A 17,647-nucleotide genomic window follows, 5' to 3' on the forward strand; every position below is an offset into this window, starting at 1 on the left:
TTCTTAGAGTGCTAATTTTACCGATCATATTGCGTTAAATCATTTTCTTCTATTGTTTTGATCAATTTATCAGAATAATTTTTATCATATGAATAAAGATAATCCTCGATAGCTTGAGCAGGTCCTTTATAACCTTCTGAAGTTGCAAGTGTACGATAGAAGTGTTTGTCCCAAACATCACCAGACCTTAGGGTAAGGAAATAATCACGAATAGCGGCTTCCCAATCTTTATATTGGATGAAACGGACCTTGCTAGAGACAGGATGATTACCTAAGGGTCTATTGGTGACTAAGGTTACTCCGTCTTTTCCAGGTCTTGATTCTATTGCAAAAAGGTTATGATAGCGAGAGGCCAAAAGGGTTTGCCCACTTTGACTTTCTAGAACCGCTTGACCAATGATAATGGACGGCCTAATGCCATAAGCTTTTGCATAAGGCTTAATCTCGTTAGCAATTGTTGTGATAAATTCTTTTTTAGAATAGGGTACTGTCACCAATTTCCCAGCTTGACTAGCTTGACTGTTCACAATTAAAGGAGTAACCAAAAGAAAAAGAAAAGTCAAAAATATACCTATGAAATAGGAAAAAGTCAGTCGATTTCTCATTTTTTCTCCTTCAATAACTTAATATACTCTTCTAATGATATTTGATGCTTGCTGATATAAGCTGCTGATTTTTTTCCAACATAGCGAAAATGCCAATCTTCATAGCCGACTCCGGTTGACTCCTGTTTCCCATCTGGAAAGCGCAAGATAAAACCATATTTAGGAGCTAAAGCAGTCACTTGTTTGACAGTTTCGACATCACTCTGATTTAATGCATCTACTGTACTCATATCAATCGCAAGGCCTGTTTGATGTTCGCTTGATCCAGCCGGTTGTGAGTAGGTTTGGACAATAGCTTCCGCAGCCTCTTGCGTTAAACTCGGATCATTAGCCATTTCCTGAGACACATAAGATTGATAAAGCTCCGCTTGATAGGCAACGCTTCGATAACCAGAAATCAGATGCTCTTGAGCATTCACTGCCTGGGCGGCAGCAAGAAACTCTGCAGTAGCATCAGCAATCCGTTTATCGACAGAGATGCCATTAATGTCAACTAACTCAGGATTCATTTCCTCTTTTGGATGATCTCGATTAACTAGAACCAAGTCCCAATCATCAATGGAAACGTTTGGCAAATCCTTTTGAGAATCTTGCTTAGCTACTGTCTGTTTTTGCAAGGTTTCTTTTTGAGTAGTCTTTGCCGGCTCTTTTTCAGCCTTTATATAGTAGAAAAGACAAAAAATAAAGAGCAAAATAACCGACAGTTGAAATAAAAAGGAAAGTAATTTATTGTTTTTCATCATTCATTTTCTCTATGATTTCACGTCCACGATGTCTATAACTCATGTCTCCAATCGTTTGGATTGTAAATTTACCATCCTCAAAATCAACAACTGTTACACTACCGTTGTCAATGTATTGTTTTTCACGATTAGGGTCAATTAACCACATAAAGGTACCAATAGTCATCCCATGACTAACGACAATACCATTTCCTCCTCCTGAGTTTTGAAGAGAAAGTGCAATAGCTTCAAAACCATCATAAATACGTTTTCGTAGTACTTCCCAAGGTTCTGCCCAATTAGCCGTATCAACTTCTACAATACTTTCAGCCAATTCTGAATAGGGAACGTCTCTTAGATTGTCACGTCCCTCAAAAGCTTTGGTCCGTGGCAATACCCCTAAAAACAATTCAGAATCATAAGCACCATCTAAACTACCAAAGCACCATTCACGAATCCGTTTATCACGTGTGTAAGGAAGGAATTCATTTTCGGATTCCCGGAGAATGATTTCCATAGTTTGCATAGTTCTACCGGAATCACTGGAAAACGCAGCTTTAAAAGGGATAGCTGCGTCCTTCAAACCTAGACCTAGTTCACGGATACCTTCTTCACCTTTTTTTGTCAATGGTGTATCACTCCAACCCTGAGCACGACCAATCGTATTAAACATCGTTTTGCCATGCCGGGCAATATACAATCTCGTCTTTGTCATAAAATCCTCCAAATTCTCTTTTATCATTATAGCATGATTTGCTTTAGACGGGAAATCAAAGCGCTGTCATTAACTATCCAGAGGATAAAAAATAACTAGGATACAAAAAAGGCATCACTTCTGTGACACCTTATGGATTTACTTTTTCTTCAATTGGTCGATAACTTGTTTGGCTTTTCCAACTTCTTTTTCCACCAAACCTTCAACTTCTAATTGTTTATCACCAAGAACCTTTCCGGCAGCTTCTTTGGCTTTACCTTTGACTTCTTCAAATTTGGGGTCTAACGTTTCATGTGACATAGTATTACCTCCTTTGTTAGGTATATGGTAACACTTCCTAAAAAATAGTGCAAGACATAAACGTTAGAGACCATCTCTTTTAAAACAAAAGGGTCAATTTAACCTAGTTTTTAAAACTATGAATTGGGGCAGGAATTTGACCACCACGCGCAATAAAGTCTGCTGAAGAATGGCCATTGACAGCCATAACAGGCGCAGCACCTAACAAACCACCAAATTCAATCATATCCCCTACTTTACCTTTTGGAATTATTCTGACTGCAGTCGTTTTTTGATTGATAACACCAATAGCTGCTTCATCTGCAATCATCGCTGCAATTGTTTGATACGGGGTGTCTTCAGGAATGGCAATCATATCCAAACCAACCGAACAGATTGCTGTCATGGCCTCCAATTTTTCTAAATTTAGGGAACCATTTCGTACAGCAGCAATCATCCCTTCATCTTCAGAGACTGGGATAAATGCACCAGATAAACCGCCTACTTGATTACAAGCCATGACCCCACCTTTTTTGACAGCATCATTCAACAATGCTAAAGCAGCTGTTGTTCCATGTGTCCCAACCATCTCAAGACCCATTTCTTCAAGAACACGAGCTACAGAATCTCCAACAGCCGGCGTTGGAGCTAAAGATAAGTCGACAATGCCAAATTTCACTCCCAAACGTTCACTTGCCATCTGACCAACCAGTTGTCCAATACGTGTAATTTTGAAAGCTGTTTTTTTAACCGTTTCAGCCAAAATGTCAAAGCTCTCGCCTTTCACTTTTTCTAAAGCACGTTTAACAACCCCAGGACCTGAAACACCAACATTAATCACAACATCAGCCTCTCCGACACCATGAAAAGCTCCTGCCATAAATGGATTATCTTCAACGGCATTTGCAAAAACAACCAATTTGGCAGCACCTAAATCTGACTGCTCAGCCGTTTCCTTAATAATGCGTCCCATATCAGCTACCGCAGTCATGTTGATTCCTGATTTGGTCGAACCAATATTAACAGAGGCACATACTTTTTGAGTTTCTGCTAGCGCTTTTGGAATAGAATTGATAAGGATCTCATCGCCTTTTTGATAGCCTTTTTGAACTAAGGCTGAAAAACCACCAATAAAATCAACCCCAATCTCATGAGCAGCTTTATCCAAAGCTTTTGCAAGTGGAAGATAGTCAGTGGCATCGGTAGCAGCCCCAATCAAAGCAATAGGTGTTACGGAAACACGTTTGTTAACAATTGGAATTCCTAACTCAGCTGCAATGTCATCTCCAACAGCAACCAGTTGTGATGCTTTTTCAGTAATCTTTTTATAGATTTTTTCTGCTGCACGATCAATGTTTTGATCAATACAATCTAATAGGGAGATTCCCATAGTTATGGTGCGAATATCAAAATGTTGTTCCTCAATCATTTCGATGGTTTCTCGGACTTGTCTTATATCCATCTTTTTCTCCTATAGGTTATGCATGGCATCAAAAATGGCAGTGCTTTGAATGTTGATTTTGACATGAAGACTGTCACCAAAGGTGTCAAATTCTTGACGTAATTGCGTAAAATCTTTTTTTTCTTCCCATGATACCAGAGCCATCATAGTGAAATAATCATTTAAAACCGTTTGTGAAATATCATCAATATTCATGCCCAGATCGGCTATTTTCCCAGATACACCAGCAACAATTCCTTTGCTATCTTTACCTACAACAGTAATTATGGCTTTCATAAAAGCACCTCCTCATATTAGATAAAATTTTACCACAAAAAAAAACATTAAGCTATTTCTTTCAAGACATTATGAACTTTCTTTAGAAACTGATGACTAAGAGGTCAAAACTTGTCTCATTTGTCATTTTTTTGATATCATTTCACAACCTTCCTTTCCTATAATAAACATGGCAACCATTATAAGATAAGACATTTTTTGTTGCTATAGACAAGACGTGTCAAATGGACAAATTTCCAATTTTGACTCGTCTTGTCTTTTTGGGTGTTATAGAAAAGATGATCTAACGATAAAATGAATTAACAAAAGAAAATGGTTTTAAATTTTCTTTTATTGTAATGTCATTTTTTGTTAATTTTTTGATTTTTTTATATTATTTTAAGTTTTAGCTTGACTTCCTTAAAATTACTGTTATACTAGGGAATGTAAATAAGTTTTCATTGAGTCAAAAGTATCAGATTAGTCTATGTTTTACCTCTTTCAAAGTTTTTTACAAATAATATAAAGAGGTATACCCTACATGACAAACGGAACAGTAAAATGGTTTAACGCAGAAAAAGGCTTTGGCTTTATCACTCAAGAAAACGGTACAGACGTTTTCGCTCATTTCTCAGAAATTCAATCTAATGGTTTTAAATCATTAGATGAAGGTCAAAAAGTGTCTTTCGATCTTGAACAAGGCCAACGTGGACTTCAAGCTACAAATATTTGCAAAATAGCTTAAGGTTAAAACTCTAGTATTTCACTAGAGTTTTTTTGTGATTAAATTATAGACATTTGCCACTTATAATAAAAAAAACTTCTCTGATTAAACAGAGAAGTTTTTTAAGGTCTATCTAAAAAATAAGATACCACTGCAACGACAATGACTGCTCCTAAAATTGAAGGAAAGATTGCCATTCCTGCAAGGTGGGGACCCCAATGTCCAAAAATAGCTTGACCAACTGAAGAACCAATTAATCCAGCCGCAATATTGGTGAAACAGCCCATCTGTCCACCTTTTTCAGTAATTTTACCAGCTATCATCCCGATGATAGCACCAACGATAAGCGATCCAATCATAATCTTTCTCCTTTTAATAGTCAACATTATACCACATTTGTATTTGAAAGAAATTTTTTAACCCATTTCTTTTAAATGTTCCTGCTTTTTCAAGAAAACAAAATCTCTTAAAGAAATGAGTAAGACAGCTACCATAATAAGGAGCATTCCTAAGATATCCATGCTATAAAATGTTTCGGACAATAAGATTATTGAAAAAAAGACAGAAGCAATAGGTTCAACAGCTGCAATCAAACTGCCCTTGACTGGACCTACAATACTGGCCCCTTCAACAAAAAGAGTATAGGCGATAATTGTTCCAACTAAAACAAGACCGACTAGTGCAATGCCATTGCCAGTTGTTAAAGGCAGGTCATATTGCCAAGGTTGAGTGAAAAGTGTAAATAAAATCCCAGAAAATAGCATAGCCAAACTAATCACCGGCATACTTCCCCATTTATCCACAATTGGACCAGGTAAAAGGACATATAAGGCTGCAGAAATGGCAGATAAGACACCCCAAAAGAGTCCTTTTGGAGTAATGGCTAAGCTTCCTAAATGGCCATGGGTTGCGATAATAACAGTTCCAAGGACCGCCAGAATAATTGACAAGGCTTCCGCGACTGAAGGGAGACGTTTTTCAACAACTGATACAGCCACCAGAATCAATACAGGTGACATGTATTGTAAAACGGTAGCTGTTCCAGCATTCGTATATTTAATAGCATTCATATACGTAAACTGATTCATGAGAAGTCCAGCTAAACTAAAGAAAATCAGCTGTTTGACTCCCTTTTTATCACTAAGAAGAGTTCGTATTTTTTCTCTTTGCTTGATAAGCGTAAAAAGACCTAAAATACTGCCAGCAATGATAAGACGTAATGACGTCAGAAGGTTCAAGTTGACCCCATGTGTCATTAAATATTGACCAGAAACACCTGACAAGCCCCATGCTGTTCCTGCCACTAATACCATCAAGGAACCTTTGTTTTTCAAGGCGACCACCTACACTTTTTTTTAAAATTAAATTATATAAACAGATAAAACAGGACAAGAAAAAAGAGAGAGACCCTCTTTAATCTAATAATTTTTGTAATTCTTGAGCCAAGAGTTGCTGTGCAACTTGCGGATTAGCTTGACCTTTTGTGGCTTTCATTAAGAAACCAGTAAAAGCTTTATCGGCATTACGTTTTCCTGACTTAAAGTCAGCAACAGCTGCTTCTTGTTCTTCAAAAACGCGATGAATGATAGGAATTAAAACATCCGGATCAGAGATTTGAACAAGGCCTGCTTTTTCAACATATTCTCTTGCTGAACCACCATTTTTAGCTAAGTGTACAAAGACTTTCTTAGCAATTTTAGAAGAAATGGTACCATCAGCAATAATGCCAATCATTTCCACCAGGTTGGCTGGAGTTAATGAGATTTCTTGAATCGCTTTTCCTTCAGCATTCAAGTATTGAGCAACTTCACCTTGTAACCAATTAGATACTTGTTTAGCATCGCCTCCAAGAGCAACAGCTTTTTCAAAGAAATCAGACATAGCCTTAGTAGCCGTTAATTGGTTTGCATCATAAGATGAAAGTCCCAAGTCATTAATATAAGTTGCACGTCTTTGAGCCGGGAATTGAGGCAGTTCATGTCGCATTTCTTCAATCCAAGCATCATCAATTTCATACAAAGGTAAATCTGGTTCAGGGAAATAACGATAATCGGCAGCACCTTCTTTGACACGCATTAAGATTGTGCCTTTAGATGCTTCATCATAGCGTCGTGTTTCTTGACGAATCACTCCACCTGATCGTAACACTTTAGCTTGACGTTCTACTTCAAATTCCAAACCTTTACGCACATTTGAGAAGGAATTCAAATTCTTTAATTCTGTCTTTGTTCCAAACTCTTTTTGGCCATATGGACGTAAGGAAATGTTGGCGTCAACACGCATAGAACCCTCTTCCATTTTAACGTCTGAAATCCCTGTGTATTGGATAATTTCTTTCAGAGCTGTTAGGTAAGCATAGGCTTCTTCTGGTGAACGCATGTCAGCTTCAGAAACAATTTCAATGAGAGGAACCCCTTGTCGGTTTAAATCGACATAAGAGTAGCCATCTGTCCCATGCGTATTTTTTCCAGCATCTTCTTCTAAGTGGGCACGTTCAATACGAATTTTTTTGCTTGTACCATCTTCTAAAGTAATGTCAATCCATCCATTAAAACCAATTGGCTCGTCAAATTGTGAAATTTGGTAAGCTTTAGGATTATCTGGATAAAAATAATTCTTGCGGTCAAAGTGCATCTTTTTATGGATATCCATGTTCAGTGCCAGCGCAGCTTTGATTCCAGCATCTATAACACCTTTGTTAATGACTGGTAAAACACCTGGAAAAGACCAGTCAATAACATTGGTGTTTGCGTTAGCTTCTTGTCCAAAATGAGCGGAAGAAGGTGAAAAGATTTTTGAATTGGTATTTAGTTCAACGTGGACTTCTAATCCAATGATGGTTTCAAAATTCATTACTTCTCACCTCCAAAAATAACGGGTTGTTGTTTATGATAGTCAGTCGTTGCTTCGAATGCTGCAGCTGCTTGATAGATACGCTCTTCGCTATATTTTGGTCCTATGAGTTGTAGGCCAACTGGCAAGCCATCCACAAATCCTGAGGGGATTGAAATACCTGGTAGACCTGCCAGATTGACAGGAATGGTCAACAAGTCGGCTAGGTACATTGAAACAGGGTCATGATTGAGTGTGTCTAATCCAAAGGCAACTGTTGGTGCGGTAGGACCTATAATCAAATCATAGTCAGCAAATACCTTTTCAAAGTCTTGAATAATCAATGTGCGCACTTGTCCAGCTTTTTTGAAGTAAGCATCATAATAACCGGATGATAAACTAAATGTTCCAAGCATAATACGACGTTTAACTTCCTCTCCAAAACCTTGGCTACGCGTATTGACATAGATTTCTTCAAGGGTTTTTGCATCTTGAGCACGGTAACCATATCGGATACCATCGAATCGTTGTAAATTTGAAGAAGCTTCTGATGATGCAATAATGTAATATACTGCTACCCCATACTTGCTGTGTGGTAAGCTAACTTCCTCTACAGTAGCCCCCAATTTTTCAAATTGTTTGGCAGCTTCTAAGATATTTTCTTTAATTTTAGGATCAATGCCCTCACCAAGGTATTCTTTCGGCAAAGCAATTTTCATCCCTTTGACGTCTTTTCCAATTGCTGAAGTATAGTCTGCAATTTGCACAGGTGCTGATGTTGAATCTTTGTCATCTGATCCCGCGATGACATTCAATAACTGCGCATTTTCTTTAACAGTTTGTGAAAATGGACCAATTTGGTCTAATGATGAACCAAATGCAATCAAACCAAAACGTGAAACGGTACCGTAAGTTGGCTTCATCCCGACAATCCCATTAAAGGCTGCAGGTTGTCTAATAGACCCCCCTGTATCAGATCCTAAAGAAAGACGTACCTGACCTGAAGCAACTGCTGTTGCAGAACCACCAGATGAACCTCCAGGAACCTTACTGTGATCCCAAGCATTCTTGGTTTTCTTGAAGTATGAGGTTTCTGTTGACCCACCCATGGCAAATTCATCCATATTGGTTTTACCAATAACGATCATATCTTTAGCATAAGCTTTTTCAATAGCTGTCGCATTAAAAATAGGTTCATAGTTATATAACATTTTTGAGGCAGCTGTTGTTAAGATACCCTCAGTGGAAATGTTATCTTTTACAGCAAATGGAATCCCTGACATCACATTATTAGGATCAATGCCTCTGGCATCAATAGCTTCTGCTTGTGATAAGGCTTTTTCTTCTGCCAAAGTAATAAAAGAGCCAACGGCATCTTCACGCGCTTTGATATCGTCTAAGGTAGCTTGCGTTAGTTCTTTTGCTGAAATCTCTTTCGAAAGGAGTAACGTGTGTAACTCATCAATCGTTTTATGATTCAATGACATTAAGCGTCACCTCCGTCTTCAAGAATAGCAGGAACCTTGATAAAGTTATTTTCTTTCTCAGGCACATTTTTAAACAAATCTTCTCTATTCGTCCCAGCTTGTGCAAGGTCTGGACGCATGACGTTTTTCCGGTCTGCCATTGTTGTTGTAATGGCAACACCCTCTGTATCTACTTCATTCAATAGCTCTACCATGTCGACGATTTTAGTTAAGGTTGTCGCGAATTGGCTCGTTTCTTCTTCAGAAAATGCTAATTTTGACAGCGTCGCCACATGGCGTACTTCTTCTTCAGAAATTTTCATTATTTCTCCTTAGTTACCTTTTTACATAGTCTAAGTTATTATAACATAAGTAGGCTTATTTTTTATAGTAGAGTTTCTAGCAATTCCACCTTATTAATCCATAACAATTCTCAAAAAAATCCCTCTTAACACCTAGCTGTTAAGAGGGAAAAAAGACTTATTTATCTAATTGTAACTGTGAACCAGAGGCTTTTATCTTAGCTTGGGCAGCGGCTAACTTAGCAATTGGAATTCTAAACGGTGAGCATGACACATAATTCAAGCCCTGATTATAACAGAATTCAACTGTCTGCGGTTCTCCACCATGTTCTCCACAAATTCCCATCTTCAAATCAGATTTGGTTTGGCGTCCTAAGGTAACTGCCATATTGAGAAGTCTACCAACCCCTTTTTGATCTAATGTTTGGAAAGGATCCTTATCAAAGATATCTTTCTCAATATATTCACCTAAGAATTTTCCAGCATCATCGCGAGAAAAACCAAAGCCCATTTGTGTTAAGTCGTTGGTACCAAAGCTAAAGAAATCAGCTTCTTTAGCAATGTCATCAGCAGTCACACAAGCTCTTGGAATTTCAATCATCGTTCCAATGGTGTATGGAATTGAAAGTTGAGCTTCTTCAAGTTCATGATTAACCGTTTCTTCAATCAGCTTTCTAATAATTTTCAATTCTTCAACCGTGCTTACCAAAGGTACCATAATTTCAGGACTGACTGGATGACCCTCTTGATGCGCTTTGATAGCACCCTGAGCAATAGCTCTAGCTTGCATTTGATACATTTCTGGGTAGGTTATAGCTAAGCGACAACCGCGATGACCTAACATTGGGTTAAATTCTGCCAACTCTTTCACCCTCTTTTCAAGTGCCTTTGGTGACATGTTCAGTTGCTTAGCAAGACTCTCAATAGATTCTTGGTCGTGCGGCAAGAATTCATGTAAGGGAGGATCTAACAGACGAATCGTGCAGGATTTGCCATCAAGTACCTTAAATAATTGATAAAAATCATCCCGTTGATGAGGCAATAGCTTGTCCAAAGCTTTGACACGGTCTTCAAGATTATCAGCAACAATCATTTGACGAACAAGTGGTATTCTTTCTTCATCAAAAAACATGTGTTCTGTACGGCAAAGTCCAATACCTTCTGCACCAAAATCTAAAGCTTTTTGCGCATCACGTGGGTTATCAGCATTACTTCTAACCTTCATATCGCGTTTCTCATCCACCCAAGTCATAAAGGTTTTAAAGTCATTGTCCAAGGCAGTAGAAGCCATTGGAACTTGGCCAATATAGACAGAACCTGTCGCCCCATCAATTGATAGGTAATCTCCTTCTTCTATGACAATATTTCCTAAAGTAATCTCTCGTTCTTGCTCATCTACTAAAATCTGACTACAACCAGCGACACATGGTTTTCCCATACCTCGAGCAACAACTGCAGCATGAGAGGTCATTCCTCCTCTTGCTGTTACAATACCTTTAGCACTCACCATTCCTTCAATATCTTCTGGTGAGGTTTCCTGTCTTACCAAGAGAACATCATTTCCGTTTTTAGCTTCTCGCACTGCATCATCCGCATGGAAATAAACACGTCCACAAGCTGCACCGGGAGAAGCAGGCAAGCCTTTTGTAAGGAGTTCAGCCTTTTTAAGATCTTTAGGGTCAAAGGAAGGGTGTAAGAGTTGTTCTAATTGGCTAGGATCAATTCGTAATACAGCTTCTTCTTCAGTGATAAGACCTTCTTTAACTTGATCAACTGCAATTTTGATAGCTGCTTTTGCCGTACGTTTACCATTTCGCGTTTGTAACATAAATAATTTGCCTTTTTCAATGGTAAACTCAACATCCTGCATATCACGGTAATGATTTTCCAAAAGTTTTGTGATTTGCAAAAATTCTTGATAAATATCAGGCATGTCTTCTTTAAGTCGGTTAATACTTTGAGGTGTCCTGATCCCTGCGACAACGTCTTCTCCCTGAGCATTGATTAAGTATTCACCAAAAAGATCGTGTTCCCCTGTTGAAGGATTACGCGTAAAAGCAACACCAGTCCCACTATTTTCTCCCATATTACCAAAAACCATGGACTGAATATTGACAGCAGTTCCGAGATCATGAGAAATATCATTTAATTTACGATAGACTTTTGCACGCGGATTATTCCATGATTTAAAAACGGCTTCAATAGCTAAAAGGAGTTGTTCCTTTGGAGTTTGCGGGAATGGGTTTCCTGTTTCTTTATAATAAAGATCTTTGTATGCGGTTACAATTTGTTGTAAGTCAAGTGATGTCAAATCAGTATCATACTGATAAGCATTAGCTTCTTTTACTGAATCAAGAATAGCTTCAAACTTATACTTAGGAATACCAATGGCCACATCCGCAAACATTTGGATAAAACGACGATAACTATCATAGGCAAAGCGTTCATTTTGCGTCGCAGCAATCAATCCTTGGACACTTTGATCATTTAAACCCAAGTTTAATATGGTGTCCATCATACCTGGCATTGAAAAGACAGCACCTGAACGTACCGATACCAGCAAAGGATCCTGATCACTACCAAGTTGCTTGCCCTGTTCAACTTCTAATTGTGCCAAAGCACGGTCAATTTCTTCTAAAATTTCAGAACGAATTAGCCCTTCGTTAGCATAATAGTCGTTACAAGCTTCCGTCGTAATCGTGAATCCTTGCGGTACAGGTAAACCAATGCTTGTCATTTCTGCTAGGTTGGCACCTTTTCCACCTAGCAAATGCCTCATGTCTTTATGACCTTCTGCAAAACGATAAACAAACTTTCTCTCCATAATAGCCTCCATTATAATTGGTTTTCTTTAATCATTTCTAAAATAATTGTTGCTGTTTCTTCAATTGCCTTATCCGAAACATTAATGATAGGGCATTTTAATTTTCTCATGACTTCTTCAGCATAGGCAGCTTCTTCGTAAATACGATCTTTGTTGGCATAAGAAGCTGTTCCCGAAACGCCAAGCGACCGAAGGCGCTCTTTTCGAACCTGACTTAAACGCTCGACAGAATTGGTCAGCCCCACAATTTTTTTGGGACTCACCTCATTCAATTCTTTTGGTAGTGGTACTTCTGGAACAATAGGAATGTTGACCACTTTTAGATGTTTATCAGCCAAGTACATGCTTAATGGGGTCTTTGACGTTCTTGAAATGCCTAATAAAATCAAATCGGCTTTTAAAATACCTCTAGGATCTTTTCCATCGTCGTATTTTACAGCAAATTCGATAGCCTCAACACGTTTAAAATAGTGTTTATCTAGCTTTCTTAACAGACCTGGTTGACCTAATGGCTCTACACCAGATAGTTTCGACATAGCTTTAATCACATTAGATAAGAGGTCAACATAGACAAAGTGTTCTTCTTCTGATCGTTCTTGTGCATATCTTGCTAAGTCATCATCTACCAAACTAAACATTAAGCATACATTTTTATCTTTAGCTTTTTCAAGAACCTTATCTAACAATTCTTTGTTATTGATATTAGAATAACGCTCAAATTGCCAATTATCATGATTAGGAAATTGCTGAATACAGGCTTTAGCAATAGCACGTGCTGTTACACCAAGCGAATCAGAAATAATAAAAATTGTTAACTGATCGTCCATTTGTCCTCCTTTCTACCCTTTTATTTCCAAGAATAGTTTCGTTATGATGGTTTTAGATAACTTACCGACAACTTGATAATGATTTCCCTCTAGTAATCTGACGACAGGTAAACTATCGACTTGTCTAGCGACTAATTTTTCTGTCGCTTCAAAAAGAAGATCTGTCTCTAAAACCGTCGAAATATTTGGCATGCGTGTCATGATCATCCCAATAGGTATTTTCGATAAATCCCCGCCACCAATACTAGCTTTTAACAAATCTTTACGAGAGACAACACCACAGAGATGGTCATTATCATCTAAGATAAAGGCACAGCCAGCATCTTCCATAAAAATGTTAACAATGACATCATATACCGACTCCTTTTGTGAAACTGTCAAAGGAACTCCCATCACATCAGAGACTTTCATTTCTTTAAACAATTGGTATTCGTTATTTGTCTCTTCTTGTTCTATGTAAAAATACCCCACCTTGGGCTTTGCATCCAAAATGCCGAGCATGGTTAAGACAACCAAATCCGATCGAAGGGTTGCCCTGGTGACATGTAATAATTCCGCAATTTTTTCTCCCGTGATTGGTTGATGCGTTTGAACAATTTGACTAATTTCTTCTTGTCTTTTTGATAGTTGAATAAGGATCACCCTCTCTATATATGTGATATACTATTTATTATACAGTATATTATATTACTGGTTTTTAAAAAAATCAAGCAGAAATAATAAAAAATATTTTTTATTTATGTCTCATATTATCTTGTTATTTTCCTTATTTTCTGCTAAAATCCTCCTGTAAACCCTTACATTATTTTATCGGAGGTGTCGCAAATGACAATAAAACAAGTAACAGTAGCTGGCAGTGGTGTTTTAGGTAGTCAAATTGCCTTTCAGGCAGCATACAAAGGATTTGACGTAACCATCTATGATATCAATGACCAAGCCCTTGAAAATGGAAAACTTCGCATTCAACACTTAGCTTCTCTCTACCGAGATGAAATCAATCTTGCCAAAAAAAATTATAGTGAAAAAGTCCTCACAATTAATTATAATAAAAACCTCCTCCCAAAATTGGATGACATTTTCTTATCAAAGGTAGCCCATTCCTTATTTTTAGTGGATGAATTGCCAAAGGCTATCCACTTTACTTCTGACCTAGCTGACGCTGTCTCACAAGCAGATCTTATCATTGAAGCTATCCCAGAAAGAATCGATATCAAACAAGCATTCTATGAAAAACTTGGTAAAATAGCTCCAAGTCAAACCATTTTTGCTACAAATTCGTCAACATTATTGCCAAGTCAATTTGCTGAAATTTCGGGAAGACCTGATAAATTCATCGCCTTACATTTCGCTAATAATATTTGGCAAAATAATATGGTTGAAATTATGGGCCATGAGAAGACCAGCCCCGACACACACCAAGACGTCTTGACCTTTGCCCAACAGATTGGTATGGTTCCACTTGAACTTCACCAAGAACAGCCGGGCTACATCCTGAATTCTATTTTAGTGCCCTTTTTAGAAAGTGCTTTAACGCTTTATTACAACAAAATAGCTGATACAGAAACTATCGATAAAACTTGGAAAATTGGTACTGGAGCACCCTATGGACCACTTGAAATTTTAGATATTATTGGTATTGAAACTGCCTATAATATTTTAAAAAATTATGCTGATACCAGTCTTGATCCTACTTGTCTCCACGCCCGATTAGCCAACATGTTAAAAGAAGAATTTATTGATAAAGGCTATCTTGGACGAGCAAGTGGAAGAGGTTTCCACACCTATTCAGCATAGAGCCTCTAGCAAGAATTTTTTTCAAACTAGGAATTTTGAGTCGTTTCATTCTGAAAATATAAGCAAGTAAAAAGCTCATCCCCCAATGGAGTTGAGCTTTTTTTGTATTAAACTAATGGTCCATCCCAAGCGGCTGTTCCACCAGTTACGTTAATGACATGATAACCTTTTTCTTCTAAAAAGTCACAAGCCCTAGCTGAACGACCACCTGATTGACAAATGATATGATAAGTTTTCTCCTTATCCAAGCCTAGGTAACCTTCAGCTAAAGTACTTAAAGGCATGTTTTTGGCAGTTGGAACATGACCACTCTTGTATTCATCAACTTCTCTGACATCAATTAAATTGATGTTTTGACTAGCTAAAGCATTTTTTAACTCACTAATACTTTCTGACTTAATCATGGGTAATCCTTTCTGGGTAAACTGTTTTATAGAGTGCATAAGCACCATCTAAATTTTGAACATGAAAGCCTGCTTGCTTCAAAATACGTTCTGCCAAATAAGAGCGAAGACCACTATGACAGCTAACAATATAATCTTGACTTGAATCCAACTCTTCCAGACGGTTTCTTAAATCATCTAATGGTATATTAATGGCATTTCCAAAATGGCCTTGACTAAATTCTTTTTCAGTTCGGACATCAAGCAACTGTTTGCCTTGTGTCAAGGCTTGGTCCAGTTGGTACCATTGGATACTTTGGCTGGTTCCTTCAAGTAGGTTTAATGCAACATAGCCAGCCATATTAACAGGATCTTTGGCTGAGCCAAAAGGCGGAGCATAGGTGAATTCTAACTCAGGTAAATCGTCAACTGTCATTCCAGCCTTAATAGCGGTAGCTAGGATATCAATCCGTTTGTCAACCCCTTTTGCTCCTACTGCTTGTGCTCCATAAATACGACCACTGTCTTTTCCAAAAACCAATTTTAAGGTGATATCAGTAGCCCCTGGAAAATAAGAGGCATGGTCCTTTCCACTGGTGTGTAGAACTTGCACATCGTCAAAACTTTGGCGAGCTTGGCGCTCGTTTAACCCTGTTGATGCAGCTGAAAGTCCGAATGCACGTACAATGGCTGTCCCGATACTTCCCTTATTGTGACGTGGCAGTCCTGCAATAATATCTGCTACTTGACGTCCTTGTCTGTTAGCCGGATTTGCTAAGGAAATAAGGGCATCTACGCCAGTAATTCCATGTTTGACTACTATGGCATCACCAACTGCATAGATATCTTTTTGACTGGTTTCATAAGAGTCATTTACTAAAATACCACCTTTTAAGCCCAATTCAATTCCAGCATTTTTGGCAAGATCAGATGCCGGCAAGACACCAACTGACATGATGGTCAAATCAGACGTTAAAACGTCACCGTTTTCTAGGATAATGTTCTTACCTTCTTTTTCAAAAGCTTGCGCAGAGAGTCCCGTTATTATGGAAACACCATTGCGACGTAATTCTGCTTCCAGGAAGGCAGCCATTTCCTGATCCAAAGGTGGTAGAATATGTGGGGCCTTTTCAAGTATAGTAACCTGATAACCACGTTTCACTAAACTTTCAGCCATTTCTAATCCAATAAAACCAGCTCCAATAACCGTTGCTTTTTGACCAGCTTCTTGACTCAAATTGGCCATAATCTGGTCTAAATCTGGAATATTTCGTAAACTATAGACATTAGTTGCTGTTTCTAATCCTGGTAGATTTGGAATGAAAGGCTTTGCTCCTGGTGAAAGGATTAAATAATCATAATTTTCCTGGTATTCTTTACCAAGATGAGAGGCTTTTACCACTTTCTCTTGGGGATTGATTTCCAATATTTCGGTATTGGGACGGACATCCAAGTTGAAACGTGCCTTTAGTTTTTCTGGCGTTTGGACCAACAAACTATCACGCTCAGCAATTTCTCCAGAAAGATGAAAAGGTAAACCACAATTTGCAAAAGACACATATGGCCCCTTGTCAAACACAATAATTTCGGCATCTTCCATGAGACGTCGTAACCGAGTTGCAGCTGACATGCCACCCGCAACGCCACCAACAATAAGAATTTTTGTCATAAAACCTCCTTTAATGGGACCTAACAATAGGACCTGACCAAGCCATCATGCCACCTTTAACATGAATCGCATGGTAACCCTTATCTCTTAATTTTTGACTTGCTCTGCGACTACGAATACCAGAGTGACAAATGATGTAAACCTTTTGGTCTTTTATCCCTTTATAGTTGACAATTGTATCTACAGGGACATTTCGAGCATTTTTGATATGTCCTTCTTGAAATTCAACTCTAGTCCTCACATCTAAGACCTGTGTTTTAGGATGTGATTGTAACAAATCTTCTAACTCTTTAGTAGAAATAGTGTCCACTTTACTAAAAGCAGAGAACAATTTACTTAAAAATGGCATTTTTTCTCCTTTTTATTATACCCCATATGGTATATTAAAGATTATCATGCTATGCATCTAAAGTCAACTAAAAAACTTTTAAAAATTGACAAAGCCTATTTTGAAAAGTATAATGTCAAACAGAGAAGTGAGGTATTTATGAGAACTGAGAAAAAAGATATTATTAATAGACTGAAGCGAACCGAGGGGCAACTTAGAGGGGTACAACGTATGATTGACGAGGATAGTACATGCTTTGATATCATTACTCAATTAACAGCAATCCGTTCAAGTATTAATAGTGCTATGGGTGTTATTATTGGGAATAAAATCACCCAAGTTATTGAGAACCCGTCTGAAGACCCTAAGGAACAAGAAGAACGCCTCAATCAAGCCATTCAACTCATTGTCAAAAAATAGATTATCGTCCAAACGTCATTTAGCAGCCACTAAAAAGGAG

20 protein-coding genes are annotated in these 17,647 nt (G+C 38.0%); 3 read left to right on the forward strand and 17 right to left on the reverse strand.

What is annotated here, in order from left to right:
* Positions 1 to 17: 17 nt before the first annotated feature.
* The 6 genes from DQM95_RS08260 to DQM95_RS08285 form a co-directional block, all read right to left on the reverse strand.
* Positions 18 to 605: a glycoside hydrolase family 73 protein gene (locus DQM95_RS08260; RefSeq protein ID WP_037592752.1), complete on the reverse strand. Its 588-nt coding sequence runs from the start codon at positions 603 to 605 to the stop codon at positions 18 to 20.
* Positions 602 to 1,348: a M15 family metallopeptidase gene (locus DQM95_RS08265; protein WP_111685997.1), complete on the reverse strand. Its 747-nt coding sequence runs from the start codon at positions 1,346 to 1,348 to the stop codon at positions 602 to 604. The genes DQM95_RS08260 and DQM95_RS08265 overlap by 4 nt, the downstream gene beginning before the upstream one ends.
* Positions 1,332 to 2,042 (reverse strand): histidine phosphatase family protein, encoded by a 711-nt coding sequence (locus DQM95_RS08270; RefSeq protein WP_037592750.1) that lies wholly within the window; start codon positions 2,040 to 2,042, stop codon positions 1,332 to 1,334. The genes DQM95_RS08265 and DQM95_RS08270 overlap by 17 nt, the downstream gene beginning before the upstream one ends.
* A 138-nt stretch (positions 2,043 to 2,180) precedes the next feature.
* Positions 2,181 to 2,342, reverse strand: coding sequence for a CsbD family protein (locus DQM95_RS08275; RefSeq protein WP_015911819.1), 162 nt, complete (start codon positions 2,340 to 2,342; stop codon positions 2,181 to 2,183).
* A 103-nt stretch (positions 2,343 to 2,445) separates the two neighbouring features.
* Positions 2,446 to 3,783, reverse strand: a complete 1,338-nt coding sequence (locus DQM95_RS08280; protein ID WP_111685998.1) for a PFL family protein — start codon at positions 3,781 to 3,783, stop codon at positions 2,446 to 2,448.
* 9 nt (positions 3,784 to 3,792) lie between these two features.
* The gene (locus tag DQM95_RS08285) at positions 3,793 to 4,059 is read right to left on the reverse strand and encodes an ACT domain-containing protein (RefSeq protein ID WP_015911821.1); all 267 of its coding nucleotides are present in this window, start codon (positions 4,057 to 4,059) and stop codon (positions 3,793 to 3,795) included.
* Positions 4,060 to 4,579: 520 nt separating this feature from the next.
* On the opposite strand from DQM95_RS08285, the gene DQM95_RS08290 reads away from it, so the two are divergent.
* Positions 4,580 to 4,783, forward strand: coding sequence for a cold-shock protein (locus tag DQM95_RS08290; protein WP_015911822.1), 204 nt, complete (start codon positions 4,580 to 4,582; stop codon positions 4,781 to 4,783).
* 101 nt (positions 4,784 to 4,884) lie between these two features.
* On the opposite strand, the gene DQM95_RS08295 is transcribed toward DQM95_RS08290, so the two are convergent.
* The 8 genes from DQM95_RS08295 to DQM95_RS08330 all read right to left on the reverse strand — a co-directional run bounded on the left by DQM95_RS08295 (position 4,885) and on the right by DQM95_RS08330 (position 13,655).
* A complete protein-coding gene (locus DQM95_RS08295; RefSeq protein WP_015911823.1) occupies positions 4,885 to 5,121 on the reverse strand; it encodes a GlsB/YeaQ/YmgE family stress response membrane protein in 237 nt (78 codons plus the stop codon).
* 57 nt (positions 5,122 to 5,178) lie between these two features.
* On the reverse strand, positions 5,179 to 6,075 hold the full coding sequence (locus tag DQM95_RS08300; protein WP_037592812.1) for a DMT family transporter: 897 nt from the start codon (positions 6,073 to 6,075) through the stop codon (positions 5,179 to 5,181).
* 100 nt (positions 6,076 to 6,175) lie between these two features.
* Positions 6,176 to 7,615, reverse strand: coding sequence for an Asp-tRNA(Asn)/Glu-tRNA(Gln) amidotransferase subunit GatB (gene gatB / locus DQM95_RS08305; RefSeq protein ID WP_046388332.1), 1,440 nt, complete (start codon positions 7,613 to 7,615; stop codon positions 6,176 to 6,178).
* Positions 7,615 to 9,081, reverse strand: coding sequence for an Asp-tRNA(Asn)/Glu-tRNA(Gln) amidotransferase subunit GatA (gene gatA / locus DQM95_RS08310; protein ID WP_046391569.1), 1,467 nt, complete (start codon positions 9,079 to 9,081; stop codon positions 7,615 to 7,617). Before gatA ends, gatB begins: the two co-directional genes overlap by 1 nt.
* Positions 9,081 to 9,383 carry an Asp-tRNA(Asn)/Glu-tRNA(Gln) amidotransferase subunit GatC gene (gene gatC, locus DQM95_RS08315; protein ID WP_015911827.1) on the reverse strand — a complete coding sequence of 101 codons (303 nt, stop codon included), beginning with the start codon at positions 9,381 to 9,383 and terminating at the stop codon, positions 9,081 to 9,083. The genes gatA and gatC overlap by 1 nt, the downstream gene beginning before the upstream one ends.
* A gap of 157 nt (positions 9,384 to 9,540) precedes the next feature.
* Positions 9,541 to 12,186, reverse strand: a complete 2,646-nt coding sequence (ppdK, locus tag DQM95_RS08320) for a pyruvate, phosphate dikinase (RefSeq protein ID WP_037592747.1) — start codon at positions 12,184 to 12,186, stop codon at positions 9,541 to 9,543.
* Between the two features lie 11 nt (positions 12,187 to 12,197).
* Positions 12,198 to 13,013: a pyruvate, water dikinase regulatory protein gene (locus tag DQM95_RS08325; RefSeq protein WP_037592745.1), complete on the reverse strand. Its 816-nt coding sequence runs from the start codon at positions 13,011 to 13,013 to the stop codon at positions 12,198 to 12,200.
* Between the two features lie 12 nt (positions 13,014 to 13,025).
* Positions 13,026 to 13,655, reverse strand: a complete 630-nt coding sequence (locus DQM95_RS08330; protein WP_037592742.1) for a helix-turn-helix transcriptional regulator — start codon at positions 13,653 to 13,655, stop codon at positions 13,026 to 13,028.
* Positions 13,656 to 13,838: 183 nt separating this feature from the next.
* On the opposite strand from DQM95_RS08330, the gene DQM95_RS08335 reads away from it, so the two are divergent.
* A complete protein-coding gene (locus tag DQM95_RS08335) occupies positions 13,839 to 14,807 on the forward strand; it encodes a 3-hydroxyacyl-CoA dehydrogenase (protein ID WP_037592740.1) in 969 nt (322 codons plus the stop codon).
* A 107-nt stretch (positions 14,808 to 14,914) separates the two neighbouring features.
* On the opposite strand, the gene DQM95_RS08340 is transcribed toward DQM95_RS08335, so the two are convergent.
* The 3 genes from DQM95_RS08340 to DQM95_RS08350 are packed head-to-tail and all read right to left on the reverse strand — an operon-like array spanning position 14,915 to position 17,208.
* Positions 14,915 to 15,211: a rhodanese-like domain-containing protein gene (locus DQM95_RS08340; RefSeq protein ID WP_037592739.1), complete on the reverse strand. Its 297-nt coding sequence runs from the start codon at positions 15,209 to 15,211 to the stop codon at positions 14,915 to 14,917.
* Entirely contained in the window at positions 15,204 to 16,859 is a 1,656-nt protein-coding gene (locus tag DQM95_RS08345) for an FAD-dependent oxidoreductase (protein WP_037592737.1), read from the reverse strand. Before DQM95_RS08345 ends, DQM95_RS08340 begins: the two co-directional genes overlap by 8 nt.
* A gap of 10 nt (positions 16,860 to 16,869) precedes the next feature.
* Positions 16,870 to 17,208: a rhodanese-like domain-containing protein gene (locus DQM95_RS08350; protein ID WP_015911833.1), complete on the reverse strand. Its 339-nt coding sequence runs from the start codon at positions 17,206 to 17,208 to the stop codon at positions 16,870 to 16,872.
* Positions 17,209 to 17,346: 138 nt separating this feature from the next.
* Between DQM95_RS08350 and DQM95_RS08355 the strand changes: the two genes are divergently transcribed.
* Entirely contained in the window at positions 17,347 to 17,607 is a 261-nt protein-coding gene (locus DQM95_RS08355) for a metal-sensitive transcriptional regulator (protein WP_015911834.1), read from the forward strand.
* The last annotated feature ends 40 nt before the right edge of the window (positions 17,608 to 17,647 follow it).

Source organism: Streptococcus uberis (assembly GCF_900475595.1).
Lineage (GTDB): Bacteria > Bacillota > Bacilli > Lactobacillales > Streptococcaceae > Streptococcus > Streptococcus uberis.